Annotated in this window: 21 protein-coding genes and 1 pseudogene; 12 read left to right on the top strand and 10 right to left on the bottom strand. The window is 61.4% G+C overall.

Annotated features, from left to right (window positions below):
- Positions 1 to 24 precede the first annotated feature (24 nt).
- Positions 25 to 831: a universal stress protein gene (locus DSM43276_RS11500; protein ID WP_078331542.1), complete on the bottom strand. Its 807-nt coding sequence runs from the start codon at positions 829 to 831 to the stop codon at positions 25 to 27.
- A gap of 197 nt (positions 832 to 1,028) precedes the next feature.
- Here DSM43276_RS11500 and DSM43276_RS11495 point away from each other — a divergent pair, with 197 nt between their 5' ends.
- Together DSM43276_RS11495 and DSM43276_RS11490 are read left to right on the top strand one after the other, a co-directional pair.
- Entirely contained in the window at positions 1,029 to 1,682 is a 654-nt protein-coding gene (locus DSM43276_RS11495) for an Rv1733c family protein (RefSeq protein ID WP_234803130.1), read from the top strand.
- Positions 1,683 to 1,735: 53 nt separating this feature from the next.
- Positions 1,736 to 2,737, top strand: coding sequence for a zinc-binding alcohol dehydrogenase family protein (locus DSM43276_RS11490; RefSeq protein ID WP_078331573.1), 1,002 nt, complete (start codon positions 1,736 to 1,738; stop codon positions 2,735 to 2,737).
- A 28-nt stretch (positions 2,738 to 2,765) separates the two neighbouring features.
- On the opposite strand, the gene DSM43276_RS11485 is transcribed toward DSM43276_RS11490, so the two are convergent.
- Positions 2,766 to 3,740: an Acg family FMN-binding oxidoreductase gene (locus DSM43276_RS11485; protein WP_211196722.1), complete on the bottom strand. Its 975-nt coding sequence runs from the start codon at positions 3,738 to 3,740 to the stop codon at positions 2,766 to 2,768.
- Positions 3,741 to 3,970: 230 nt separating this feature from the next.
- Here DSM43276_RS11485 and DSM43276_RS11480 point away from each other — a divergent pair, with 230 nt between their 5' ends.
- The 4 genes from DSM43276_RS11480 to DSM43276_RS11465 are packed head-to-tail and all read left to right on the top strand — an operon-like array spanning position 3,971 to position 9,712.
- A complete protein-coding gene (locus tag DSM43276_RS11480; RefSeq protein ID WP_078331544.1) occupies positions 3,971 to 4,873 on the top strand; it encodes a universal stress protein in 903 nt (300 codons plus the stop codon).
- Complete coding sequence (locus DSM43276_RS11475) at positions 4,870 to 7,284, top strand: phosphoketolase family protein (protein ID WP_078331545.1); 2,415 nt, start codon at positions 4,870 to 4,872, stop codon at positions 7,282 to 7,284. Before DSM43276_RS11480 ends, DSM43276_RS11475 begins: the two co-directional genes overlap by 4 nt.
- On the top strand, positions 7,281 to 7,943 hold the full coding sequence (locus tag DSM43276_RS11470; RefSeq protein ID WP_078331546.1) for a response regulator: 663 nt from the start codon (positions 7,281 to 7,283) through the stop codon (positions 7,941 to 7,943). Before DSM43276_RS11475 ends, DSM43276_RS11470 begins: the two co-directional genes overlap by 4 nt.
- Positions 7,944 to 7,993: 50 nt before the next feature.
- Complete coding sequence (locus DSM43276_RS11465) at positions 7,994 to 9,712, top strand: sensor histidine kinase (RefSeq protein WP_078331547.1); 1,719 nt, start codon at positions 7,994 to 7,996, stop codon at positions 9,710 to 9,712.
- Here DSM43276_RS11465 and DSM43276_RS11460 read toward each other — a convergent pair whose 3' ends face one another.
- Positions 9,713 to 9,973: a hypothetical protein gene (locus tag DSM43276_RS11460; RefSeq protein WP_078331548.1), complete on the bottom strand. Its 261-nt coding sequence runs from the start codon at positions 9,971 to 9,973 to the stop codon at positions 9,713 to 9,715.
- A 136-nt stretch (positions 9,974 to 10,109) separates the two neighbouring features.
- On the opposite strand from DSM43276_RS11460, the gene DSM43276_RS11455 reads away from it, so the two are divergent.
- Positions 10,110 to 11,792 carry a SulP family inorganic anion transporter gene (locus DSM43276_RS11455; RefSeq protein ID WP_078331574.1) on the top strand — a complete coding sequence of 561 codons (1,683 nt, stop codon included), beginning with the start codon at positions 10,110 to 10,112 and terminating at the stop codon, positions 11,790 to 11,792.
- Positions 11,793 to 11,804: 12 nt separating this feature from the next.
- Here DSM43276_RS11455 and DSM43276_RS11450 read toward each other — a convergent pair whose 3' ends face one another.
- Entirely contained in the window at positions 11,805 to 12,464 is a 660-nt protein-coding gene (locus DSM43276_RS11450; protein WP_412458703.1) for a VIT1/CCC1 transporter family protein, read from the bottom strand.
- Between the two features lie 339 nt (positions 12,465 to 12,803).
- Positions 12,804 to 12,917, bottom strand: a pseudogene (locus DSM43276_RS11445) (universal stress protein); the annotation flags it as partial.
- Between the two features lie 340 nt (positions 12,918 to 13,257).
- On the opposite strand from DSM43276_RS11445, the gene DSM43276_RS11440 reads away from it, so the two are divergent.
- Entirely contained in the window at positions 13,258 to 14,076 is an 819-nt protein-coding gene (locus tag DSM43276_RS11440; RefSeq protein WP_234803131.1) for a universal stress protein, read from the top strand.
- Positions 14,077 to 14,364: 288 nt separating this feature from the next.
- Here the strand turns inward: DSM43276_RS11440 and mgtA are convergent, their stop codons facing one another.
- Positions 14,365 to 16,998, bottom strand: coding sequence for a magnesium-translocating P-type ATPase (mgtA, locus tag DSM43276_RS11435; protein ID WP_078331553.1), 2,634 nt, complete (start codon positions 16,996 to 16,998; stop codon positions 14,365 to 14,367).
- 209 nt (positions 16,999 to 17,207) lie between these two features.
- On the opposite strand from mgtA, the gene DSM43276_RS11430 reads away from it, so the two are divergent.
- The gene (locus tag DSM43276_RS11430; protein WP_234879377.1) at positions 17,208 to 18,698 is read left to right on the top strand and encodes a bifunctional aminoglycoside phosphotransferase/ATP-binding protein; all 1,491 of its coding nucleotides are present in this window, start codon (positions 17,208 to 17,210) and stop codon (positions 18,696 to 18,698) included.
- An 865-nt stretch (positions 18,699 to 19,563) separates the two neighbouring features.
- Here the strand turns inward: DSM43276_RS11430 and DSM43276_RS11425 are convergent.
- Positions 19,564 to 19,812 carry a DUF3297 family protein gene (locus tag DSM43276_RS11425; protein ID WP_005058085.1) on the bottom strand — a complete coding sequence of 83 codons (249 nt, stop codon included), beginning with the start codon at positions 19,810 to 19,812 and terminating at the stop codon, positions 19,564 to 19,566.
- Between the two features lie 350 nt (positions 19,813 to 20,162).
- Here DSM43276_RS11425 and DSM43276_RS11415 point away from each other — a divergent pair, with 350 nt between their 5' ends.
- Positions 20,163 to 20,714: a YaeQ family protein gene (locus tag DSM43276_RS11415; RefSeq protein ID WP_078331554.1), complete on the top strand. Its 552-nt coding sequence runs from the start codon at positions 20,163 to 20,165 to the stop codon at positions 20,712 to 20,714.
- Positions 20,715 to 21,173: 459 nt separating this feature from the next.
- Here the strand turns inward: DSM43276_RS11415 and DSM43276_RS23690 are convergent, their stop codons facing one another.
- Positions 21,174 to 21,359, bottom strand: a complete 186-nt coding sequence (locus DSM43276_RS23690) for a hypothetical protein (RefSeq protein ID WP_136629050.1) — start codon at positions 21,357 to 21,359, stop codon at positions 21,174 to 21,176.
- 847 nt (positions 21,360 to 22,206) lie between these two features.
- Here DSM43276_RS23690 and DSM43276_RS11405 point away from each other — a divergent pair.
- Entirely contained in the window at positions 22,207 to 22,818 is a 612-nt protein-coding gene (locus DSM43276_RS11405; protein ID WP_078331575.1) for a phosphoribosylanthranilate isomerase, read from the top strand.
- A gap of 144 nt (positions 22,819 to 22,962) precedes the next feature.
- On the opposite strand, the gene DSM43276_RS11400 is transcribed toward DSM43276_RS11405, so the two are convergent.
- Complete coding sequence (locus DSM43276_RS11400) at positions 22,963 to 23,529, bottom strand: sugar O-acetyltransferase (protein WP_078331556.1); 567 nt, start codon at positions 23,527 to 23,529, stop codon at positions 22,963 to 22,965.
- A 577-nt stretch (positions 23,530 to 24,106) separates the two neighbouring features.
- On the opposite strand from DSM43276_RS11400, the gene DSM43276_RS11395 reads away from it, so the two are divergent.
- The gene (locus tag DSM43276_RS11395; RefSeq protein WP_078331557.1) at positions 24,107 to 24,859 is read left to right on the top strand and encodes a hypothetical protein; all 753 of its coding nucleotides are present in this window, start codon (positions 24,107 to 24,109) and stop codon (positions 24,857 to 24,859) included.
- Between the two features lie 262 nt (positions 24,860 to 25,121).
- On the opposite strand, the gene DSM43276_RS11390 is transcribed toward DSM43276_RS11395, so the two are convergent.
- Complete coding sequence (locus tag DSM43276_RS11390; RefSeq protein ID WP_078331558.1) at positions 25,122 to 25,547, bottom strand: SRPBCC family protein; 426 nt, start codon at positions 25,545 to 25,547, stop codon at positions 25,122 to 25,124.
- Between the last annotated feature and the right edge of the window lie 99 nt (positions 25,548 to 25,646).

Below are 25,646 nucleotides of genomic sequence, written 5' to 3'. Positions count from 1 at the left end.
AACCCCGTTCGTCATCATGAGTTGTTAGTTGCGAACGATCAGGATGGTGCGGTCGCCGTGCTCTGCTGAAGGCCGCATACGGATGACATGTGGAATATCTGCACGTCCCACTACTGCCAGTTGGATCGGTTCATCACAGTCGGCGAGAAAATGACCGATATCGGAGCGTGCCGCAACCGGGTACATGTGGACGTCTGGATAACGTTCACGCAGGCTCGTCACGCGTCTATCGAGTTCGTCGTAGGGCGATGCGCCCATGTCTTCTTGCCAGGTGCCCACCGCAAGAATCGGAAGATGGCGAAGTCGTGCTTCCTGCACCGCGTGGTCGATGACGGTGTCCGTGTCCTGAGGACCGTTGACAGCCACAGCAATCCACGCGGGAAGCCCATGTGCGACAAACACCGGTCGATGGACTATCGCGACGGGGCAGTGCGCACGCTTAGCGATTTCGGTTGCGGTGGAACCCCAAAAGGCACTCGCCAATCTCCCGAATCCCTCGGAGCCAACGCACACGAGACTGGCGGTGCGTGACTCTGCGGCCAAGGCATCCGAGGCCAGCCCGTGGCGGATCACGCAGTCGACCTTGACGGGCTTTCCGGTCGCCTTGACAGCGGACGCGGCATCACGCAGTGATGTTTCTGCGTACTCCTTGTCGATGTTGTATTGGTCCACAAAAGATTTGGCAGTGACCACGGGCCTGGTCACATGAATCAGGCACAACGGCACATCTCGGGTGATTGCTTCATCTGTGGCCCATTCGGCCGCGTGAATAGCGGCCCGTGAACCGTCAATGCCAACGACTACGGGGCCGTGCCGGTCGGTATCAGTCATTGGACTCACTCCTTTGGGTGATCGAACGCGGTCGCCGGCCCTTTGATCGGCTGAACTGACGGTAGGACCGATTTCGGGCGCAGGGCGGAGTCGTAAGTCCCCGATTCCCTGCCAGTGGTATGCGCCCCGCGGTGTCAAAGGGTTGATGCGCACCGTGACTAATGACCTGGTCAAGTGGAGGCCGCGGTCTCTGCAGCGTGGACGCACCCGATGCGACGATCAGCTGGTTACCGCAGATGCTCGGCCTAGGAGATGTCATGAATGTCTTGGCGTTTGGCTATGTGCAGGTCCTGCTTACCAGATTGTTCCGGCGCCATCCCTTGGTCCGGGGCTACGATCGGGTCGCGGCTGCAGTACAGCTGGTGGGTTTGCTCGCGGCGTTGGTGATGTTGTCGGTTGCGGGAGCGGTCGGCACAGCTCTGTACGACGCCGGAAGCAGAACCAGCAGCGAACAATTGCACACACGCCACCGGGTGCAGGCAGTGGCAACCGGCGATAGTCACGCGGTGGCACCCCGGTACAGCGCGGTCGTTTTGGTACCAGCCCAGTGGAGCGTCGGGGGCGTGCAATATCACGAAACTGTCCGCTACGGTGCAGATCTCAATACAGGAGACAGGTTCCTGATGTGGGTTGATCCTACTGGTCGCAGTGTGTCGGCACCGACGTCACGCGGGGACGCCGCGGCTGATGCCATTGCCGCCGCGGTCCTGCTGTGGACGGCAATGACGAGTCTCATCGTCGGTACCGTCGGGTTGGTGCTCCGGCGCATCGATCGGCTCCGGTATGCGCGCTGGGAATCAGACTTCAATGCCCTGGTGGATCGCGGGGGCCGCCGGAAAAGCGACCATTGAGCTCGTAGGCTCATTCGTGAGCAGAGTGGAAGAAGGCAGCCATGGACACGGAGATGCTGGCCTGGCAGGTTCAGCGGCCGGGCCTCATCGCGAGCGGGCCCCTGCGCCGTGTGCGTGTGCAAGTGCCCGAGCCTCACCCGGGCGAGTTACTGGTGCGAATGCTTGCCTGCGGGGTTTGCCGCACCGATCTTCATGTCGCCGAGGGTGATCTGGTCCCGCACAGGCCAAACGTTGTGCCCGGACACGAGATCGTTGGCGAAGTCGTCAGACTGGGCGAGCAGGACGACACGGACTTCACGGTAGGCGATCGAGTCGGCATCCCATGGCTTCGGCATACGTGCGGTGCGTGCAGGTATTGCCTCCGTGGCAACGAAAACCTTTGTCCCGGATCTTTGTACACAGGCTGGGATGCCGACGGTGGGTACGCAGAATTCGCGGTGGTGCCCGCAGCCTACGCATTGGCGCTGCCCGCGGGATACACCGACGCCGAGCTTGCCCCGTTGCTATGTGCTGGCATCATCGGTTATCGCTCACTGCAGCGTGCAGAGCTGCCCGCGGGGGGCCGCCTAGGCCTATACGGATTTGGCGGCAGCGCACACATCACCGCGCAGGTCGCCCTGGCCCAGGGCGCCGAGGTCCACGTGATGACCCGGGGGAAGGACGCCCAACTGCTTGCCCTCGAGCTTGGTGCCAGCTCGGCGCAGGGGCCTGCCGATGCGCCTCCCGTTGCGCTGGACGCCGCGATACTGTTCGCGCCGGTCGGGGAGTTGGTGGGGCCCGCGTTGGCGGCGCTTGACCGGGGAGGCACATTGGCCATCGCCGGTATCCACCTCACAGACATTCCTGCGCTGAACTATCAGCAGCACCTGTTCCAGGAGCGGCAGATTCGATCGGTCACGGCAAACACCCGGTCCGACGCGCGGGCATTCCTCGACTTCGCCGCGACACATCGTCTCCACCTGGCAGGCCCCCGATACGACCTCCGGCATGCGGACCATGCTCTGTCAGATCTTGCCGCCGGCCGGATCACCGGCGCCGCCGTGCTCGTTCCCTAGCGCGTGCGCCGCGGCGCTCGGCATAAAGCTACGTACCCGCGAATTCGATGACAGCAGAGAGCGGCCGCCGCGGCGTGGGAGCCGGTATCGGATCCAGCGGCGGCGTTGTGCCAATCCGGACCACCGCCTGCGGGTAGTCGCGGTCAGTGATGCCCTCGATGATCTGGCGGCTCGCAACAAGCTCCGTGACATGGGTCAGCGTGCAGGTGGCCGACCCGGCAACGGTTGCTTCAATCAGCAAGGCCGACAAGGCTTCGCCACATTTCACGTAGTCCTGCGCAGAATCATCGCCGGTCGAGAGCACCACCAGAGTTGCCCTATCCTGCGGCACGGCGGCACGGCGCTCCCGATGCCGCGCGAAAGGAAAATCGCGGCCGATATCGACTCGATTTCCTTCTTCCTCGGAGGGCAATGAGCTGTCCGGGATTCCCTCGGATAGCTTGAACGGGGCAGTCCACCAATCGATCTCCGACTTGTACTCCGAATCATATTGGCGCAGTCCTTCACTGAGCTGAGCCGCCTCAACGACGCGTGGGCGGGCCCCGTCGGCGAGGACGTCGAGGAAGGCCCGGTCGCTGACCGCCTGCCGGAGTAGCTGCTCGGTCACCGCCCACCGGCGCGGCGGCAGGAAGGGGAGTCGATCGGTGTAGCGCCGCTCAAGGGCATGTAAGCGATCGCGATGCGCATCCGTAACGTACTGCATCTTGGTGAAATTCATTGTTGCCAAGTGCGTATGGTCATTGGGGTTCGGGAAGTACTCCGGTCGCACTAGCCAACCGAAAGCGGCCGCAGCCACCCGAAAGTGATCCAGCACGGCACCGCAGCTGATCAAGGCCTCGCGCTGCGACGGGTCGACGCGTAGTACGCGGTTCACGTCGAGGAAGAGCTTGAGTTCCTCATCCATAACCCAACGCCATGGCTGACTGTTGTGGACCGACGGCGCCCGGCACGCGGCCTGGATTGCCTTGATGACTACATCACGGCCTAGCACTACCTGCGTCACAGCCATACCTCCGTGTAAGTCGTCCTGCACCAAGCATGAACTGAGGCGACATCGCAGATGAGAGCAATTAGTCCCGGTTTGGCAGTGCATTAGGACCGAAGAACCGTATTGCCTTGCTGATCGGGGACGTGCTACCCGGCGGAACGGGACCTTTGACCGTGGGAGATCGCACGGCTGATCCATAGCGTTGTCGTCACCAGCCACTGGTACCGACCAACTCGGAGGACACCATGAACACCACACCACGTCCATACATTTTGGTGGGCATCGACGGATCTGCGTCCTCTCTGCATGCACTGACATGGGCTGGGGCCGAGGCAGAACGGCACAATCTGCCCCTTCGGCTCGTGCATGCTGTCGATTACGGCAGCTTCGGTTACGGCTTCAACCTGTCGGCGTCGACAAGCTTCTACGACCATATGGATAACGACGGCGTGGAGTTCCTTGCTCGGGCCAAGGACCACGTCTTCGCCCTGCATCCCCATCTAGAAGTGGCTACCGCCAAGGTAAACGCTCAACCCGTGCCCACACTTGTCGAGCTGTCCAAGGATGCATTCATTACCGTGGTCGGATCTAGCGGGCTTGGCGGCTTCACCGGGATGATGGCCGGGTCGGTGTCGGTCTCATTGACCGCGAAGGGGCACGGCCCCGTGGTAGTCGTTCGCGAGTCGGGAGCTCCGCCAGCGGGCCCGGTTATCCTCGGCGTCAGTGGATCTCCCTCAAGCGAGGAAGCAATCGCGTGGGCCTTCGAGGAAGCCTCCATGCGCGGCGCCGAGTTGGTGGCCGTGAATGCCGGGGGCGAAGTGCCACCGAGCTATGTGTACGCGTACACCGCCTGGAACATGATGGATTGGGATATCGCCGAGCAGCAGCAGACTGAGATACTCGCCGAGAGGCTGGCGGGCTGGCAGGAAAAATATCCCGACGTCACCGTGCGCCGGGTAGTCGCGATGGGCAATCCCGCGGACATCCTGCTGCACTGGGCCCAGCACGCACAGCTGCTCGTGGTCGGCAGCCGTGGACGCGGCGATGTCGCAGGCTTCTTTCTCGGCTCGACTAGTCACGCCCTGATTCACCAAGCTCCCTGCCCGGTGTTGGTCGCTCGCTCACATGCAGGAGACGAGAAGCGATGAGTATGGCAACGCCAGGCACCGCGCGCCATCAGCCGCGCGCCTTACCTGCCGATCAGCTTGCGGCAGTAGATGCGCAGTGGCGGGCCGCGAACTATCTCACCGCCGGTCAGATCTATCTCATGGAAAATCCGCTGCTGACGGCACCTCTGCGGGCCGAGCACATCAAGCCCCGTCTGCTGGGGCACTGGGGAACCTCACCGGGACTGAATTTCATCTACGCCCACATGAATCGGGCCATCATCGCTCACGATGTCAACGCGATCTACGTCACCGGGCCTGGGCATGGCGGGCCCGCGCTGTTCGCGAATACGTGGCTAGAGGGCAGTTATAGCGATATTCGTCCCGATGTCCCGCGTGACGGACAGGGTATGCGGAAGCTATTCCAGGAGTTCTCATTTCCCGGGGGCGTGCCTAGTCATGTAGCGCCGCAGGTCCCCGGATCTATCCATGAGGGCGGCGAACTGGGGTACAGCCTGGCCCATGCCTATGGCGCTGTGTTGGACAACCCGGATCTGGTCGCAGTCTGCGTGATCGGCGATGGCGAGGCCGAGACCGGGCCACTGGCCGCCAGCTGGCACGCCAACAAATTCCTCAGCGCCGCGACCGACGGTGCGGTCCTACCGATCCTTCATCTCAACGGCTACAAGATCGCCAACCCCACTGTGCTATCGAGAATTACCGATGAAGAGCTTGAGAGCCTGCTACGGGGATACGGCTACACACCCATCTACGTCACGGGCCATGAACCCGCAGATATGCACCAACAGATGGCCGCTGCACTGGACCGGGCGATCATGGAGATCCGCGACTTTCAGACGTTGTCCCGTTGCCAGGTACCGATTTTACATCGTGCCTTCTGGCCCATGATCGTTCTGCGCAGTCCGAAAGGGTGGACGGGCCCAGCGGTGGTCGACGGACATCAGGTCGAGGGCACATGGCGATCGCACCAGGTACCCATCGCCAATGTGCGCGAGAACCCAACACATCGGGCCCAACTTGCCCACTGGCTGCGGTCCTACCACCCCGAAGAGCTCTTCGACGAAACAGGAGCGCCGAATGAGCTGGTAACGCGGCTCATTCCCTCCGGGCAACGACGCATGGGGTCTAACCCCCATGCCAACGGTGGCACGCTCCTCACGCCACTGTCGCTGCCGGCTCCGGGAACCTTCGGTGTGGTGACCGGCCAGCCGGGTGCAGTGGACGCATCACCGACCCGGGTGCTGGGCCGCTATCTTCGAGAATTGTTGGTCCGCAACGCCGACCGAAGGAACTTCCGACTCTTCGGGCCGGACGAAACCGAGTCGAACAAACTCGGAGACGTCTATGACGTCACGGACAAACAGTGGAGCGCAACGATTCTGCCCGGCGATCAGCACCTGGCGCGAGATGGTCGCGTTATGGAGGTCTTGTCCGAACACCTGTGCCAGGGCTGGCTGGAGGGTTACTTGCTGACAGGCCGCCATGGCCTGTTCTCCTGCTACGAGGCGTTCGCCCACATCGTGGATTCGATGGTGAACCAGCACGCTAAATGGCTCAAGATCAGCAGGCAACTACCGTGGCGCCGCCCCGTCGCGTCACTGAATTATCTACTGACGTCTCATGTGTGGCGTCAGGACCATAACGGCTTCTCCCACCAGGATCCAGGTTTCATCGACAATATTGCGAACAAACGCGCGGAGGTTGCGCGCATCTACCTACCGCCGGATGCCAACACTCTGCTGTCGGTTGCGGCGCATTGCCTGGCCAGCCGCGACTACATCAATGTCATCGTCGCCGGCAAGAACTACACGCCGGTATGGCTCAATCCTGAACAGGCAGCACTGCATTGCGCACGTGGTGCCGATATCTTCGAATGGGCTAGCAGTGACGCCGGAGCCGTTCCGGACGTTGTTCTTGCCTGTGCCGGTGACGTGCCCACCATCGAGGTACTGGCCGCCGTGTCGATACTGCGAACGCATCTGCCGCAGTTGAAGACCCGGGTAGTCAACGTTGTTGATCTGTTTCGTCTGCAACCCGATAGCGAGCACCCGCATGGCATGTCCGATGTCGATTACGACACGCTGTTCACCGCGGACCGTCCTGTGATCTTCGCCTTCCATGGATACCCGGCGCTCATCCACCGGCTTACCTACCGTCGGGCAGGTCATGCGAACCTGCATGTTCGCGGCTACCTGGAGGAGGGCACCACCACCACACCCTTCGACATGCTGGTGCTGAACAAGATGGACCGATTCCAGCTGGTGATCGATGTAGTGGAGCGCACACCGGGCCTGTTGGAATGCGCTGACGCCCAAGGGCTGAGGGACGAGATGCTCCGCATGCATGAACGCCACAACGCGTGGATACGTGCCCACGGTGAAGACCTGCCGGAGGTGCGGGATTGGCGATGGGGAGAGGACGAGACGCGATGATCACCGTGTTCCTGGTCGATGACCACGAAATCGTGCGGTACGGGGTGGCCGATCTCATCGACGACGAAGAGGACCTTGTCGTCATAGGGCAGGCCGGTTCGGTTGCTGAAGCGATGGCCCGCATCCCCGCCCTCAATCCCGATATCGCGGTACTCGACATACGGCTGCCAGACGGCAACGGGATCGAACTCTGCCGGGACCTACGTTCGCGGTGTCCTGCCCTGAACTGTCTGATGCTGACGTCTTTCACTGACGAGCAAGCCATGCTGGATGCGATCCTGGCCGGGGCCGGGGGATACGTCATCAAAGACATCAAGGGTATGGATCTGGTGTCCGCGATACGGACGGTCGGCTCTGGACGGTCCTTGCTGGATAACCGGTCGGCAACGGCCCTTATGGATCGACTGCGTGTGGCGACTCAATCCTCGCCCGTTGCCTCGTTGACGCCACAGGAACAGATTCTGCTGGAGCTGATAGGGCAAGGCCTCACCAATCGGCAGATCGCGGGGGAGATGTTCCTGTCGGAGAAGACGGTGAAAAACTACGTATCGAGGTTGCTGGCCAAGCTCGGACTGGAACGTCGTACACAGGCCGCGGTGCTCGTAACCAAACTCGCCGGCGACCGAAGCGCTACCGGAGAGCGATACTCGGAGCGTTAAGACTTGGCCTTTGACCAGCCAATATCGACTGGTTGCGGCATACTCAATAGGTGACCGATCGGTTGGGTGCCGACGAGTCGGTGTCCAAGGAACTTGCGCATATCCAGCTCAGCGAGCTGCTGGCGGAGGTCCAGGGCCGTATTGAGCGCATCATCACTGAGACCAGGGTCCGGGTCGATGCGCTTTTGGATGCCGTGATGGCGGTCAGCGCGGGGCTGGAACTGGATGTCACACTCCGCCAGATTGTCAGAGTCGCCATGGGGCTCGTGGATGCCCAATACGGAGCTCTCGGGGTCCTGGGCCAGGACGGCATGCTTACCCAGTTCATCTACGAGGGCATCGACGATGCCACCCGGGAACTCATCGGGCCGCTGCCCACCGGCCACGGTGTCCTCGGTGTGGTCATTGACGACGCCAAACCGCTGCGGCTCAGCGAGATCATGCACCATCCGTCATCCATCGGTTTTCCGCCCAATCATCCACCCATGCGCACTTTTCTGGGCGTGCCTGTGCAATTGCGCAACGAGGTATTCGGGCGCCTGTACCTCACCGAGAAACGCAATGGCGAGGAATTCACTGCCGATGACGAGGTAGTCGTGCGGGCGCTGGCCGGTGCGGCCGGAATAGCTGTGGAGAACGCCCGCCTCTATGAAGAGGCCCGGCAGCGACAGCGCTGGCTGCAGGCAGCTGGCGAAGTGACATCCAAGCTGCTCGCCGGGGTCGAGCCCGCCGAGGCGCTGCAGCTGATAGCCATCCGCGCGGCCGCACTGGTCGATGCTGACTACGCCCTGATCGCGCTGCCCCGGGAGTCCGATGATGACGATGATGCCGGCGAGCTCGTCGTGGCAGCATGCGCCGGCGCCTCGGGCCGAGAACTCAGCGGAATACGTATTCCGCTGAAGGGGTCGACTTCCGGAGCGGCATTTCGAGATCGACTGCCACGCATCGTAACTCAGCTCGAGTTCGATATCGCCGCGGGAACGCAGGTGGCATTTGGGCCGGCGATGGCCTTGCCGCTGAGTGGACGCGATTCCACTTCTGGCGTGCTCCTGCTGATCCGGCCGGCTGACAGCGCGCCTTTCGGGGACGGGCAGCTCGATATCGCCGCGTCCTTCGCCGATCAGGCGGCACTCGCGCTCGAACAGGCCCAGACCCGCACCACGATGAATGAACTGCAGATGCTGGGCGACCGTGACCGCATTGCCCGCGATCTTCACGATCACGTCATCCAGCGGCTGTTCGCTGTCGGATTGGCCATGCAGGGAACGCACCGGCGCGCGGCTAAATCACCGCGAGTAGCTGCCCGGCTTGCCGAACACATCGATCAGTTGCACAACGTCATTCAAGACATTCGTACCGCCATTTTTGACTTGCATACTGTTGCCACCGACGGCCCTTCGCTGCGTGCGGCCCTGCGCGCTATCGTCGCCGAGCTGACCGATGACACCTCGCTGCAAGTCTCCGTGCGTATGAACGGACCGCTCGATGTTGTCCCGACGGATATCGCCGAACACACCCAAGCTGTGCTGCGCGAGGCGGTAAGCAATGCTGTCCGTCATGCGAAAGCATCGGAATTGGCGGTACTGGTCGCCGTCGGCGACGATGTCGTCGTTGACGTCACCGACAACGGGATAGGCATACCCGAGGGCGCGAACCACCGGGGTCTGCGCAATCTCGGTACCCGGGCTGCGGCGCTGCAAGGGAAACTGACCATCGCGGAGGCGGCCGGCGGCGGTACCCAGGTCTTCTGGTCGGTGCCGCTGCCCTGACTATTTGGGCGGATTGGCAGCTAGGAAGTTGAGCCAGCGTGGCAACGGGTAGCGGCCGAACGCCGCGATGATTGTCATCTTGATCCCGGCGAGAACCAGCACCCAGAGAAGCACCAATTCGATCGTGGAGACACGTTCTGTCTTGTCCATCAAGAACAGCACACCCGTCGCCAGCACGATCACACCCATGATCAGCCAGCTGAATCGTTCCATCGGAGTCGTTTTCACGATCCGGAATGCAGGTGCCTTCGACGAATCCATTGTCGTTCCTGTCTTTTGGTAGTGGCACCACAGAGCATCGCACCGCTCGGCGTCCTTGAGTAGGAGAGTTGTGCCCGTCGCAGCTGGGTCCTTGGTCATCAGGTCCGTTCAGCTGCGTGAGAACCGCCGACGCACCATGATCTTCACCATGCAATGGGCGAACTACGCGCCGGGTCTGGCACAGCTGCAGAGGTACCAGAAACGATGGCTGCGGGGAGATATCCTCGCCGGAATCACGGTGGCCGCATACCTCGTCCCGCAGGTCATGGCATACGCGACGCTGGCCGGCCTGCCGCCGGTGGCCGGGTTGTGGGCGGCGCTGGCCCCGTTGGCGATCTATGCGATGCTGGGTTCGTCCCGGCAATTGTCCGTGGGGCCGGAGTCGACCACCGCGTTGATGACCGCAGCAGTATTGGCTCCCTTGGCCTTTGGTGAGGCCGCCCGATATGCGGCGCTAGCGGCAGCGCTCGCGTTGCTGGTCGGGGTGGCGTGTTTGATCGCAGGGCTGGCACGTCTGGGTCTGCTCGCTAATCTACTGTCGCACCCGGTGCTTGTCGGCTACATGGGTGGCGTGGGAATCACGATGGTGGGCAGTCAGATCGGTACCATTACGGGCACGGTCAGTTCTGGTGACGAGTTCATCGAACAAATCAGGTCATTTTCCGATCACGTCGAGCAGATCCGTTGGCCCACAATCATCGTCGCTACATCGGTGCTCGCACTGCTCGGTGTGCTCGCACGATGGGCGCCGCGAGCACCAGGGCCGCTCATCGCGGTGTTGACGGCAACGGCCGCAGTGGCCGTCCTGCCGTCTGCCGGTTCCGGCATCGACCTCGTCGGCCGCATCCCCGCAGGACTGCCGCACCCCGGGGTACCTCAGCTGGGCCTCGATACCCTGGGTGCCCTCGTCCTGCCCGCGTTAGGTGTCGCGATCGTGGCGTTCTCCGACAACATTTTGACGGCACGCGCATTCGCCGTTCGCCGCAATGAAGACATCGATGCCAACGCGGAGCTACGTACGCTGGGGCTGTGCAACCTGGGATCCGGACTTACACAAGGTTTTCCGGTCAGCTCCAGTGGTAGCCGGACCGCGCTCGGAGACTCGGTGGGAAGCCGTAGTCAACTACATTCCTTGACCACACTCGCACTGGTCCTGATCGTGCTGATCTTCGCGCACGGCACCTTGGCGCAGTTTCCCCGCGCCGCCCTGGGGGCACTCGTGGTGTATGCCGCCATCAAGCTGATTGATGTTCCCGAGTACCGTAGGTTCGCCCGCTTTCGTCGCAGCGAGTTCATTATCGCCCTGGCAACAACATTCGCCGTGCTCGGGGTCGGGGTGCTGTACGGAATCCTTACAGCCGTGGCTTTGTCGATTCTAGATCTGCTCCGCCGTGTCGCACACCCGCACGACAGTGTGCTGGGCTTTGTACCGGGAGTGCCCGGAATGCATGACCTTGATGATTACCCCGGCGCGCATGCGATACCCGGCCTCGTGGTCTATCGATACGACGCGCCTTTGTGTTTCGCCAACGCCGAGGATTTCCGCCAGCGCGCGATGGCAGCCGTTGCCGCGGGGCCCGAGCCGGTCGAATGGTTCATTCTCAGCGCGGAGGCGAATGTCGACGTGGATCTGACCGCGCTCGACGCACTTGATCGACTCCGGGAAGACCTGGAGAACATGGGGATTGTCTTCGTGATGGCACGAGTCAAACAGGACCTGCGTGACGCGCTGGCGGCGGCAGGGTTGCTGACCACAATAGGGGAGGACCGGATCTTCGTGACACTGCCGACCGCCCTCGATGCTTTCAACGCACGGTAGACAGACTCGGCCTCACGATATGGCGTGACCGACGAGGGTGCCGATCAGGTAGGTGACCGCCATGGCAGCAAGTCCGCCAATCGTGACGCGCAGGATGGCGCGGGTTCGACTGGCCTGGCCGATGGTCGCGCTGATCCACCCAGTCGCAATCAGAGCCAGGCACACGGCAACTGCGGTCACGGGGATTCTCCATGCCGCCGGCGGCAGGAGGATCGCCACCATGGGCAAGATGGCGCCGGTCAAGAACGAGATGGCCGACGAGAGGGCAGCATGCCACGGGTTGGCCAATTCGTGGGGGTTGATTCCCAACTCAGCGTCAGCATGCGCAGCGAAGGCATCATGGCTGGTGAGCTCAACTGCCACGTGCCGGGCGGTTGTTGGCGACAGGCCCTTTGATTCGTATATCGAGGTGAGTTCGGCGAGTTCTTCGGCGGGCAGGTCCTTGAGTTCCTGCCGCTCCTTGCCCAGAAGGGCTCGTTCGGTGTCGCGCTGTGTGCTCACCGAAACGTACTCACCCAGCGCCATGGAGACTGCGCCGGCGGCCACACCGGCTAGTCCCGCGGTGAAGATCGGTGCCCGCTCAATGGTGGCCGCCGCGACACCGACCACCATGCCCGCGGTCGACACGATGCCGTCGTTGGCGCCCAAGACCCCCGCGCGTAGCCAGTTCAGTCTGCGGCCGGTCCCGACCTGATGTGGCTCGGCAGAATGTGCAGCCTTTTCGTCAGTCACAGCTCACCTAAGCAATTCTGAACTCTTCTGTCCAGCAAGGCAGTACATACTAAGTTCGCGGCTTCTAGGATCGCGATTCCCTTCACTGATTGTGTTGCCGGCCAGTACGTATCGCAACTATCGCGGCTAACGCCAATTCCGCGAGGATGGTCAGACTCAACTCGGCGAGCGCCGTGATCCGTTCTGATAGAAGGATATTAGGATTACGCGTGCAGACCCGGGAAGCCAAGTATCGATAGAGCTCGAGAATCAACATGTCCATGGCGACCTCCAACTACCCTAGACGGCCCGGGCCACAATCACCGGCGCGTGCGATCCCTGCACGACACTTCGGCTCACGGACCCAAGCGACATACCGGCGAACCCGCCGCGGCCGTGGCTGCCCGCGACGACACCTGTCTTCTTGGTGATCTCGTACATGCTCGCGTTCCTTTCACCTGGATCCTTAATGCAGGCTAGGAGTCCGTACCCATGGCGCGATGGAGTCGGCAGTCCCTATCGGGCTGCCATTGGTCACGCGGTATGAGGTTGTCATCGCGGACTTTCGGCTCTGCAGGAACCGACTCTCGGCACTTACCCCTGCCTCGTGGACCCGCGAGGATCAGTGCTGTGCGGCAGTGTATTTCGAATCGGCCGCTCTCATCGAAGGGAGAATGTGATGCGAGACCATACAGGCGCACACAAAGATGGCCGGGGCGCGGCCGATCCCAAGGATGACAAACCGGCATCCGCTGTGGTTGTCGGTATCGACGGATCGCATCGCGCTATCGCGGCCGCATTGTGGGCAGTTGATGAAGCCGTTGATCGGGATATCCCATTGCGCCTCATTTATGCCATCGAGCCTCGACAGCAGTCAGACGACGATCTCTACTCTGCCCACGACGTGGCGACAGCAGAGATTGCCACCCAGGGGGCAGTACTCGCCGTGCAATCCTGCGATAAGCCCGTGAAGCTCGAGGTTGAGATCCTTCAGGGCCGAGCTCGGGAAGTTCTGATCGGGCAGTCGCATTCTGCGGCGTTGATATGCGTCGGCGCGCTGAGTCGCGACCGCGCATCAGATCACCGGGCGGCGTCGACAGCGGCCGCACTATCGCGGCATGCCCATTGTCCTGTTGTGGTCGTTCGAGGAAGCCGCTACGCCGGCAGGCAGGGAAGTGTTCTCATCGAATTCGAGGACTTACGTGATTTTGAGGATGAGCTGGCACAGGGTTTGCATGCCGCGACATTGCGGGGCGCGGCCGTCCAGATCATTGCTTGCCGGTCAGGGCAGGGGGGCAGTACGTTCGGGGCCGACACAGACCTCTTGCGAGCACGTCTGGATAAACTCCTGGAGCCATGGCGTCACAAATACGCCGGTACATCCCTCGATGTCATCATCTTGCCGAGAAAGATTACTGATTATCTTGCGCACGAACATGATTCAGTGCATTTGCTTGTCGTAGGGCGGCACCGCAGGCAGGGTGTCGCTGAGCTTATCGATCAGATACCGACCGTAGGGTGTCCCGGCACAACCTGCACCGTCATGATCAGCGGGCACGACCTACGTCTCTGAAATTTTGGCTACCACCCTCATCCGAAACTCAGAAAAAGGCCAGGCACATGAGTCGGTGGCGGCGTACAAGAGTGGACCATCTTCGACGTAAAGAAGTCCACGGCGGCGCTTTGGGGGTACACCCCTTCCGGCCAGATCTGGGAAACAGCGTCGGGCATAGTCTATTTCGATTTCACCGACCCCGACCCGGCGATGATGTGGTGCTCCGGTGGGGCTATGAGCATGCCGATGTCCGCCCAGACGAAGGCGTCGATGGAGGATTAACGGGGTGAAGCGGACGGGCTGACTCTAGGAAAGTGCGGTGCTGAAGCGCGCCGCGCGGCGTTGGACGTGGTGCCGAGGATCCTGCGGTTTTGGTGTGCGGGTCGCTGTCTGAGCCGTGCTGTAGAAGAGCTTCTTTCCCGCCTCGATGAGGATGAGGTAGCAAACGACCATGAGGATCAGCGCGACGAAGAAGCCGAGTGGCAGCGGGTGAAAGCCAAGGCTGTGTGCCAGAGGTGTCGCCGGCAGCAGTGCCCCGATCACAACAACGCCGAGCACCGAAAGTACCAGCGGCATACTGGGGGTGCTACGAAAGAATGGTATCCGCCTGGTGCGGATCGCGAAGATCACCAGGGCTTGGGTAGCGAGCGACTCGACGAACCAGCCGGTGCGGAATTGTGTGGGCCCAGAATGGAACACCCACAGCATGACCCCGAAAGTAGCGAAGTCGAACAGTGAGCTGATCGGGCCGAAATACATCATGAACCGGCGGATGAAACCGATGTTCCATCGAGATGGCCGAGCGAGTTGCTCGGCGTCCACCTCGTCGGTGGGAATAGCGAGTTGGCTGCCGTCATAGAGCAGATTGTTGAGCAGAATCTGTGAGGGCAGCATAGGAAGAAAGCTCAGGAATAGCGACGCACCGGCAGCGCTGAACATGTTGCCGAAGTTGCTGGAAGTGCCCATCAGGATGTACTTGATGGTGTTGGCGAAGATTCGCCGGCCTTCCATCACTCCGTCGGCGAGCACGTCGAGATCCTTCTCGAGCAGGATGACGTCTGCAGCGTCCTTGGCGACATCGCTGGCCGAGTCAACGGAGATCCCGATGTCGGCGGCGTGCAGGGCAAGTGCGTCGTTGACGCCATCGCCGAGGAACCCCACGTCGAAGCCGCTGCGGCGCTGGACCCGCACAATACGTGCCTTATCTTCGGGACTTACTCGGGCGAAGATTGTGGTGTTCTCGAGGACGGCGCCGAGTTGTTGATCATCGAGGACGTCAAGATCGGGGCCAGTCAGGGTGCCGGTCACGGGCAGACCAAGGTCTTGGCAGATCTTGTCGGCAACCGCCGGACTATCCCCGGTGACGATCTTGACTGCTATGTGCAAGCGTGCCAACCGTTGTAGAGCCGCGGCAGCACCTAGCTTGGGGGCGTCTAGGAAGACCAGCAATCCGGCAAATCGCAAGTCGCGCTCGTCATCGGGGCTGGGCGTTACCAGAGTGGTTGCGGAGCGGGTAGCCACGGCCACTACACGATTTCCTGCGGCGAATTCCGCGGCGAGCGCCGCTCGCGCTTGCGGCGGAACATCGGCACATCGATCAAGAACGGTTTCCGGTGCCCCTTTGGTTACCAGGGTCCGTCGGCCTGCTGAATCGTCCACGAGCACAGAGGACATCCGCCGTTCGTGGTCGAAGGGAATCACTGCCCGCACTCGATAGCCGGCGACTTCGCTTCGATGCCGAGCAGATTGAGAAGACTCCCACAACGCCACATCCAGCGCGTTTCCACCGAGCACCGTGGTGCCCTCCAGGTGCACCTCGGTACACACCAGACCCCAGCTCAACGCCTCGTCGGAAAGACGGCCATCAGGGCCCAGCGCCCGCATGAAACTGATGCGCCCCTCGGTGAGGGTGCCGGTCTTATCGGTGAACAAGACGTTCACGTTGCCCAAATCTTCAATGCATACAAGCCGTTTCACCAACACCTTGCGCTGAGACATTCGCCGGGATCCAGCGGCCAGACATGTGGAGACAATGGCTGGAAGCAGTTGGGGAGTGATCCCGACCGCGATCGCCAGAGAGAACAGCAACGCGTCGATAATCGGTCGGTGCAGCGCGAGGTTGACAACGAAGATGAAAGTGGTCAACACGCCCGCGACTTGTACCAAGAGCATCGAGAAGCTGCGCAGCCCAACCTGAAATTGTGTTTCGGGGTGGTGGATATCCAATCCAGCTGCGATACGCCCAAACTCGGCCTGCGCGCCGGTCGCCACGACAACGCCGCGCCCGCTGCCAGCGTGCACCACTGTGCCCATTAACGCGCACCCGGACAGCTCCGCGAGCGGCGCTCCGACGGGGCTCTGGCCCACATTCTTCTCGACGGGCAAGGATTCACCAGTCAGTACCGACTCGTCGCATTCCAATTCGGTGACCGACAACAATCGGATATCGGTAGGCACAATGTCACCCAGCCGCAGCTCCAACACATCTCCGGGTACCAGCTCGGTGACATCCACCAGAACCTGATGTCCATCACGCACAACCAGCGCACGGTGGTGGATCTGGGAGTGCAACGCCTCAGCAGTTTTCGCCGCACGGTACTCATTGCCGAACCCCAGACCGACCGAGAGCGCAACTATCGCGCCGATCACCAGTGCATCGGTGCGTTCTCCCACGAAGAACGATACGGTTGCCGCCGCTACCAGCAGACCAAGCAAGGGGGACCGGAGCTGGCGCCAGAGCACCGCTGCCATCCGTGCCCGGTGTGAGTACACAGCATTCGGCCCGTGCTGGAGCATCCGCTGATGAGCTTCGTCCTGTGTCAATCCGTCCTCTCCGGCCGCTAGCTGTGTCAATACTTGCTCTACCGGCAACGCGCTCGCCGCAGCAATACCGAGGGATGCTGCGGCGGTATCCGATGAGGTCGTCGCGCCGGTGCTCATCGGCGCAGAACAGCAGGGGAGCAGTCGATCTCGGCGACGTACAGTGTTCTCGGCATCGTTTGCTCCCTGTCGGGCGGGTCATGTGAACTATCCGCGCGACGCCGCGTTGGCGAAAGAGGCTTTCGTCCCTGCTCACCCGAATGAAATGGGCATCGAGAAAGAGCCACAAGGCCTCGATATCCGGGCATCGGCGGACGATCATGGGAACCGTGGACGCAATCCAGCCGGGTACGTACCGTACTTCACATGAATTGGCGTCCAACGGCGGTCCTGCGCAGTTTCGTGAAACACACACAGCGTTCGTAATCTTGATCGGCGACCGAGCCTACAAGGTCAAGAAGACGGTGACGAACGATTTCTTGGATTTCAGTACCGTGCAGTTACGCGAAAGTGCCTGTAATCGAGAAGTTTTCCTGAATCGCAGGCTGGCGCCGGACAGCTATCTGGGTGTGGCTCACCTGTCTGATCCCGCGGGCGGTGCCAGTGAGCCCGTGATAGTGATGCGTCGCTACCCGGACTCCGCGCGACTGGCCACGATGGTGAGAACCGGGGCAGACGTCGAGCCGAATCTTGTCGCTATCGCTGAGGCGCTGGCGCACTTTCACTCCGAAGCCGAACGCGGCGCCGCGATCAGCGAATCAGGGACCGTCGACGCCGTTGCGGCCCGCTGGGAGGAGAACATCACTGTCCTGGCCGGCTTCGCTGGATCCGTGGTCAGCGATGACGTAGTGCGCGAAATAAGGACACTGTCAAATGAATTCATCAGGGGTCGGCATCGGCTTTTCGCCGAGCGAATCGATAGAGGTCTGATCGTTGATGGCCACGGCGACCTGCTGACCGAGGATATCTTCTGTGTATCTACCGGGCCTGTCATGTTGGACTGCTTAGAGTTCGACGATTCCCTACGCTACGTCGACTGTGTTGATGATGCAGCGTTCCTGGCGATGGATCTAGCGTTCCTAGGGCGCGACGATCTGGCCGATTACTTCATCGATCAGTACGCGCGTTCGGCCCGAATCGATACTCCACAATCGTTGTGGCATTTCTACATTGCGTACCGTGCCGTGGTGCGGGCGAAGGTGGACTGCATCCGATTCACGCAGGGGCATCCGGCGTCGGCGACAGCGGCAGTCGCGCACCTTGAATTGGCGCGTCAGCGCCTTCGGGCGGGCGCGGTTCGGATGATCCGAATCGGCGGTGGGCCGGGTACCGGAAAAACAACGCTCGCTACTGCATTGGCGGAAAAGACAGGAGCGCAGGTAATCTCGACCGATACAGTGCGCCAACAGCTGCACGAGCAAGGTGCCATAGTCGGCGATTCTGGCACCCTCGACAGTGGGTTGTACTCCGCACAGAATGTCGCAACGGTGTACGAGACCGTGGTGCAGCGTGCGCGAGAATTCCTGACGCAGGGCCAGTCAGTGATCCTCGATGGAACATGGCGTGACCCTCATCAGCAAGAGCAGACTCGCTGTATCGCCCGCGAAACACATACTTTGATATATGAATTCGAATGCCGCCTCCCGCTTTCTGCTGCCCAGAACAGAATTGCTCACCGCGGGCCTACACTCTCGGACGCCACTTCTGACGTCGCCGCAGCCTTAGGCGCGACTGTGAACACGTCCGACACGGCGCATCCCATCGACACCAGTCGGCCAGTCGCAGAGTCAGTAGCTCAGATCGTGTGTCATGTGCTGTAGTCCGTGGCCGAGACTCCTGGGTGTGTCGTTCAGACTTTGGTAACGAAAGATGTTGCAGAGCAAGGTCATTCGAGGCCTATTCGTCACAGTGACGTAATAGTCGAGAAGAGAGGGGAGGGCTGGGGTGGTGGGGTAGCGCCACTTCATGCCGCTTTATGCGATCGCGCAACTTGGGTCATCACACCCAGGCTGCCCAGGTAACTCCTTCAGGTGTTCACTAAGCACGGCAGAGTGCTGTCGGCGGCGGACTCGCCGCCGCGGATTATCGAAGATGATTGGTTTCGCGAAAGTCATATATTGATGCCTCTGTTGACCGTCGAGCGGCTCCCGAGCGGTTGTGTTGTGTCGTCGACGGGGCGGGTTGGAAATTCCCCGAACTGACCATATCGTCACAGTGACGTTTTGAGGGTGTTGGGCTGGATGGCCGGAAGGAGCGTCAGATCCGCGAAACATGCTTGCGCCCAATAGATTTTAGCTACTGGCGCGGTTAGACCTGGCGACTACGCGCATACGAGTGTTTGTTAGTTCGATGTGTCGCGCGTGCACTCAGTCAATGGGTGGCGATGCAGGGGGGCAGCCGAGAGGGCGTTGTGCGGAAAGGTGCAGATAGACGCCTGTCCGTCGTCGGCCCAGCGTATATCTAACGCCGATAAGACACATTATGTCAGTTAAAGTACTGCATATTGATTTCGCCGCGAAACGCCCACCCCCGCGCGCCGGACGGTTGACGGCGTTTCTCGCCCGTCGCAACTCAACTGAATCGCAGGTATTAGTTGTAACTTGCTCGCTGCCGCTCGAGTCACGGGCCGACCGCCGGGGCCGGTTGACAGCCGCGCCACAAATCCAGGGGCGTCCGCATTTTTGCTCAGCGGAAAAAAGGTTCAACCGTGCCACTGAGCTTGACGACCATCGGATTTCCGCGGCGATCCTTCGCGGTGGGGACTTCAACACGCACCCAACCCTCGGCCACGTTGTATTCGTGAACATTGGTTTTCTCGACACCATTAAAGCGAATACCCACGTCGCGGCGAAGCACCTCTTCGCTATAGAAAGCGCTACGCGGATCGATGGAGAGGTGATTCGGTGGAACGTCTGTGTTCTGATCCTCGGACATGATGGCCTTCGTTGAATGCTGCGTTAGGTGCTCGGATTGTTCTCGAAGAATCTACGCGACCCTGCAGTAGTGGGTTGCGGGTAGGTCTAGGAGGGCCGCTCTCCCCTGCCGCTTCTGATGAATTCCGCACGTTCGTACCGGGAGGAATGCGCCACTCTCCCATCGTGCGCATCCACCAAGCTGAGTACCGCATCTTCGTAGGCGATCAGCGCCCGCGCCATCGACGTACCCCACTGTTGCTGCATGGTTGCGTGCCTGGGTGGCGACTCGAACTGGCGTCTGGCTAGGCGTCGTGACCACTGAATGCGACCTGACTGCTCGGGGGGCACCACTTGGGTGGACACTATGACGTGGCCCTTTCTGCAACAGTTTTCAAAGTCGAACTTGGCGTCTCCGATGTCGATCACGGTTACTACGCCGATCACGCACTGACCGTGGCCCGTCATCCCAGCGAGACCGATGAGCGGATGGTGGTGCGTTTGTTGGCTTTTGGGCTTCGTGCACACCGACTCAGCGACGTCGACGGCGAGTTGGCGTTCGGGCCAGGCCTGTCCACTCCTGGTGTACCGGACTTGCGGCTCGCCGACTACACCGGCCGGATCCTGGAGTGGGTCAACGTCGGCCAGCCCGATGAACGCGCATTGGGCAAGGCGGCCAGCCAGGCCGACCAGGTGCTGCTCTTCCCATTCGCCGCCGGCGTGGCCACCTGGTGGCGCACCGTCGGCCCCAAAGTGGCGGGGCTATCGAACCTGTCGGTAATGCAGATACCGAATGCAGCGGTACAGCAACTGGCAGAGGCTGTCGATCGACGGGTCTCGGCGCAGGTGATGGTGATCGAAGGTCAGGTGACGATGACCGTAAGCGGGGTCGACGTCACCTTCACGCCCGAGCCATTGGAGTGAACGTCTGAGCCCGAGTTGCTAGTCGATGGCGCTAGCGTCACGGATGCTGATGTGATCATCGTCGGGGTCGGGGCCGGAATGGTCGCCCCGCCTGCGAGCTCGACGCGCGCGGGGCAAGACTGCCCACGTCCGGGCTCAGCAGCACGCTCGGCGCCCATACCGGGCCACGCTTATCTTGAGCCGACCGGGTTGGCCGTCGCCACCACTTTCACCGGGCGCTCGTCCATTCGTTCCGGGCACGCCAGTGGTTCGTGACTTTCAACCGCGTGCCGTCCTGCGCCCGCGCCAAGTGACTTGCGCAGACGGGAGCGATGAGGAAATGCGCCGCTACAACAGAAGAGCGCAAACTTGCGGGTACCCGTCAAGACAAGTCGGAGCGATTCCAGGACCGGTGACGACTCCGCCGCCGGGCGTATCGCGAAAAACGTGCCCAGGCGCGAGCCGCTTGGCACTGAAGGGTTAAGGCCCAGGGCGTGAGTAGATGCGGAAGCCGAATTGCTTCAATGGTTGCAGCACTACGGACTCGGTGAAGCCGGTGTCGTACCCGGCCGCAACTTCGGAGAAGGTCGCGAAAACGACCATCCCGCCGTCGTCGTAGGCGAACGCATACCACTTGTAACTGCTATTGAAAAGATCGGCCTGCATGGGCAATTCAGCTGGGAAACGTGCGATCGTGATATCGGACGACTCGCCATCCAGCCGAACACGTGCCTTACATATCGAACTCACGGTCGCGTGAGGGAATCGTTCATTTGGGGTCCGCAGGTGGTATACCGGCTGCTGGCATACCGCAGCAACCCAATCAGGCGGCCAGTACGTCACGCGGTTGATCTCTGCAAATTCATCCCCAGGCGGAAGATTATGCAATCGCACAGCGATCCGTTCACCGCCGCGCACGAATCCCGGAATGCTGCTCGCCAGCACTACCAGCGCTGCGATAGACACCGCCCCGACAAGGGCGGCGGCAATCGCGCCAGCAGGTAACAGAAGTCGTCCTCGCAGCCTCCATGCACTCAGCGGAATCGACGATTGGGACTTGCCAGGCATTGAAACATCCTAGGTCGGCTGTAAGCCGTGGCACCTGTTGAGCGCTCACCGTCGGTTGCCTGCGGGCCTGCTAACCATCTCCCCGCGGTCATGGTTGCATCAAACCCCTTTCACGCTCGACGTGCCCGACAAGTGATGCGCGACGAAACACCTGAATTAGCCAATCGTTTGGTTCCCGCCCGCGACTGCCTTCCCTTGGAGTGGGGTCCGATGCATCTGTACTGGTGGTGTTTGAGTCGTATCGCGAAAAACGTGCCCAGGCGCGACCGCGTCATCGCTCGGCGGCTTCTCACCGCTGCAGTCCGACGAACTACGGTCAGTCGCCACCCGTCTCGACACCACACCGATAGCCGTTGCATTAGCGTGGCTGCTTCGGCGCTCACCCAGCATTCTGCTGGACACCGGCTCCTTAAGCTGGCTAGGCGGCGCTGGTAGCGTGCAGGCGGTGCCATTCATCAAGGTCTGCGGTCTGCGCGATGCTGACACGGTCGACCTCGCGGTCAGACTGAGCGTCGACGGTATCGGTCTGGTCTTCGCTGAGAGCGTCCGCAAGGTCACCCCCGCGCTCGCAGGCGAACTGCTTGCGCGGATCCCCGATCACATCCGGGCGATCGGTGTGTTTCGCGACAACTCAATCGATCAAATCACCGAGATCGCCGAGATGACTGGGCTTCGCACCGTGCAGATTCACGATCTTGTCGACGCCGAGCAAGTGCAGCGGCTGCATGACGCCGGCCTCAACGTGATCCGCGCGGTCGTCGCGGGTACCGTCCGCGACGGTTACAACCTCGAGCTCGGTGAGGACGAGCTCCTGATCGACGGCACCGACGCCGGGTCGGGAACGCCATGGGACTGGGCCCAACAGCGATCTCGTCCTCGAGGACGGTGGATCCTGGCGGGCGGACTGTCTCCGGACAACGTCCGCGACGCACTGGATGCCACCGGAGCTTGGGGCGTCGACGTCTCCAGCGGCATCGAATCGTCCCGCGGCGTCAAGGATCACGCTTTGATCGAGAGGTTCGTGAACGTTGTCCGAGAGACCGATCACGCGAAATAGATGTGTAGTCGCTGAAAGCGGCTTGGCTGGTGGAACTGGCCTGCACATCATCTCTAATGCGCCTACGGACTTTCGAACGCGCGAAAATACCGACACACTCCCCCCGACCGGCCGTCCGCCCCTGCGACCGCGTTGGGCCGTAGGTCAAGGCACGTTCAGGGCCCGGATCGGGCGGCAGGGGTTCCCGACGGCAAGGGTGCAGGGGGCGATATCGCGGGTGACGACGCTGCCAGCCCCGATCACGCTGTTGTGCCCAATTGTTACTCCCGCGCAGACAATGACTCCGCCCCCGAGCCAGACGTTGTCTTCGATTGTGATGGGAGCAGCTGACTCCCATCTATCTCGCCGCGCCTGATGGTCATCGATGGGATGCAAGGCAGTGAGGAGCTGTGCCCGCGGCCCGATTGAAACATCGTTGCCGATCGTGATCCGTGCGCAGTCCAGCAAGATCGCGTCATAGTTGAGGAATGAGTTTGTGCCGACGGTGATTTGGTAGCCGTAGTCGCATTGGAATCGGGGCATGATCCATGACCCATCGCCGAGCGATCCCAACAGCTCCGCAAGAATTTCGTCCCTGACCAAGTCGTCCGCGGCGCCTGCCGCGTTGTACCGGTCCAGCAGTTGTTGACAGTGCTTACGTTCGGCGACGAGCTCGGGATCGTTGTCCCGGTAGAGCTCGCCGTTCAGCATCCGCCGCTTGTTGTCACCCACAGACGGGCAATCTATCCGAAGTTCGGCAGAAAGGTGCGCGTAGAGACCCGTACCCCGGCGGCACTAGGCCTCCCGATCGGTGCACCAATACAGCCCAATTCGCTTGTGCGGATGGGGATATCAACCGGCAGCGGGTGCCCGAGATGGCGGAAATTAGCCGGTCAAAGGTGCAGTGTACGGAATGGCCAACATTATCCGGACGAATCGACGCTCAAGTGTCCATGAAAAGATAGCCAAATCCCATGTCGCAGTGGCTAACTAATCCGAAACGGACAGCCCCGGCTGGGAGCTGACGAATGTGCGATCGGCTGGTTGATCTGGGCTATCGGCGGAGTCCGGGCCAGCAGACTCTCCTAAGTCGTCACTGCTCCATTGCAGCACAGCGCGGGCGATAACAAGGGCGACATCCACGCTAGTTACAAAACGGGCCGGTTACACCAGATAATTACTTAACGCCCTGTAACGCAATGTTTTTGGTCGTGCGCCGGATCGGCAAGCATTGTGTCGCCACAGGTTACCCCTTCAAATGGATCCCGGTGGACGCAGGGACGGTGAAGGAGTGGTTAGGGTAGCGAGCATGACTGTGCACGACCGGCTCGCTGAGCTTTCCCAGCGGATCACCGCGCTGACGGGGCAAGCCATCAGCCGCGACCAGGTGATGGCAGTGGCCGACCAGGCCTTCAAGCAGCAGATCGATCTCGACGACGATGGCCAGCTGCGCACGCTGGTAGCAGAACTCGCTGCACCGCTGGCTGCCGGTGGACCCGCAGTGCCGGGCATACAGTCTGGCCAGCCTGCTGAATCGGAGAACGCTGCCCCGACCTTGCCGGCACCCACGCCTTCAGCCGCGGCGTCCGGGAACCACCGGATGCGATGGGCGGTAGTCGCAGCTGTCGCAGTACTAGTGATCGCGGGGGGCACCACCGCCTACTTCGCGATCCGACGCGCCTCGAACCACTGCGACACTACGGTCGCCGCCGCCGAGGAGGTTGCCCACCTGAGCTTCGAGTTCACCGGTCTCGCAGATCAGAACCTGCCCGCGCTCAAGGAGCGTCTATCCCCTGAGGTTTACACACAGTCCGAACAGGCATTCCGCTCCGTCAGCACGATTCCGGGCGCAGATCGATACGTCTCGCATATCGCCGAGCTGACCAGCAAGCAGGTCGAGTGCTCCGGTACCAACGCCCGCGTTGAGTCACAGATCGCCTGGTCGGTAACAACACCTAGAAACCCTGCACAGCAGACCACGCACGGAACCTGGGCCACCACTCTCGAGTACCAGAAGAACCGGTGGATCGTCACCAAGGTTGAGTACGCGTCTAAGCATTGATGTGGCCGGTCCTGAGCGATTTCGCCGCCGGTAGGCCATTCTGCCCGTGTCCAGGCCCTTGTCCTGGTTTCGGCTTATCCGGTTCCGGAAGTCGCCGATCTGACCACGCTGAACAGCATCGCCTCATGAACACGGCCATCACAACCATCCCGCAACTGCGATCGGATGCATCGCCGTGGGCCATCAAACACCCTGTCGCACAATCGGATCGTAATTCCGGTTCCTCTGCCTTTCCAAGGGCACGGGCCTGGTCTACGCGTGGTCAGTCGGCGAGTTTCGGGAGCCCCTTGGCGATCGTGGACGTGAGCACTTTGCCAACCAAGACGGCGAGCCCGGGGATCGCTGAGTCGAACCCGATCGTGTAGTCGAGCGTGGTGCCGCCGCTCGCAGTCGGCGTGAGCTCCTGGCGGCCCCAGTGGCCGCGTAGTGGACTGCCTTTGGTGATCTTGTACTCGATGAGCGTGTTCGGTTGGGCCGTTGTGGTGGTTTCCTCGAACGCCGGAAGGGGACCAACCTTGAGGCGGCGGACCGAGCCGGCGCCGTTACGAGTGCTAGTGCCGTCGCTGACGCGGGTGACATTGGCGCCAAAGACCGGGCCGAGGTTCTCGTGCTCGGCGAGCTTGTTGAACACGGTCTGCGGGTCGGACTTGAACTCGTGAGTGATGTGAACACGTTGCGGCGTTGTCATGGGTTCGGATGGTAGGGCATCAAAGTAGTGGCGCACAGCCCCCATCGGGCAATCAGCGCCACTCCCCTGTCGTATCTCGTCGATCTGCGACTAGCCGTC

The sequence above is a fragment of the Mycobacteroides salmoniphilum genome (assembly GCF_004924335.1).
Classification (GTDB): Bacteria; Actinomycetota; Actinomycetes; order Mycobacteriales; family Mycobacteriaceae; genus Mycobacterium; species Mycobacterium salmoniphilum.
The sequence above is the reverse complement of the archived record's forward strand: the minus strand, read 5'-3'. Positions and strand labels throughout refer to the sequence as shown.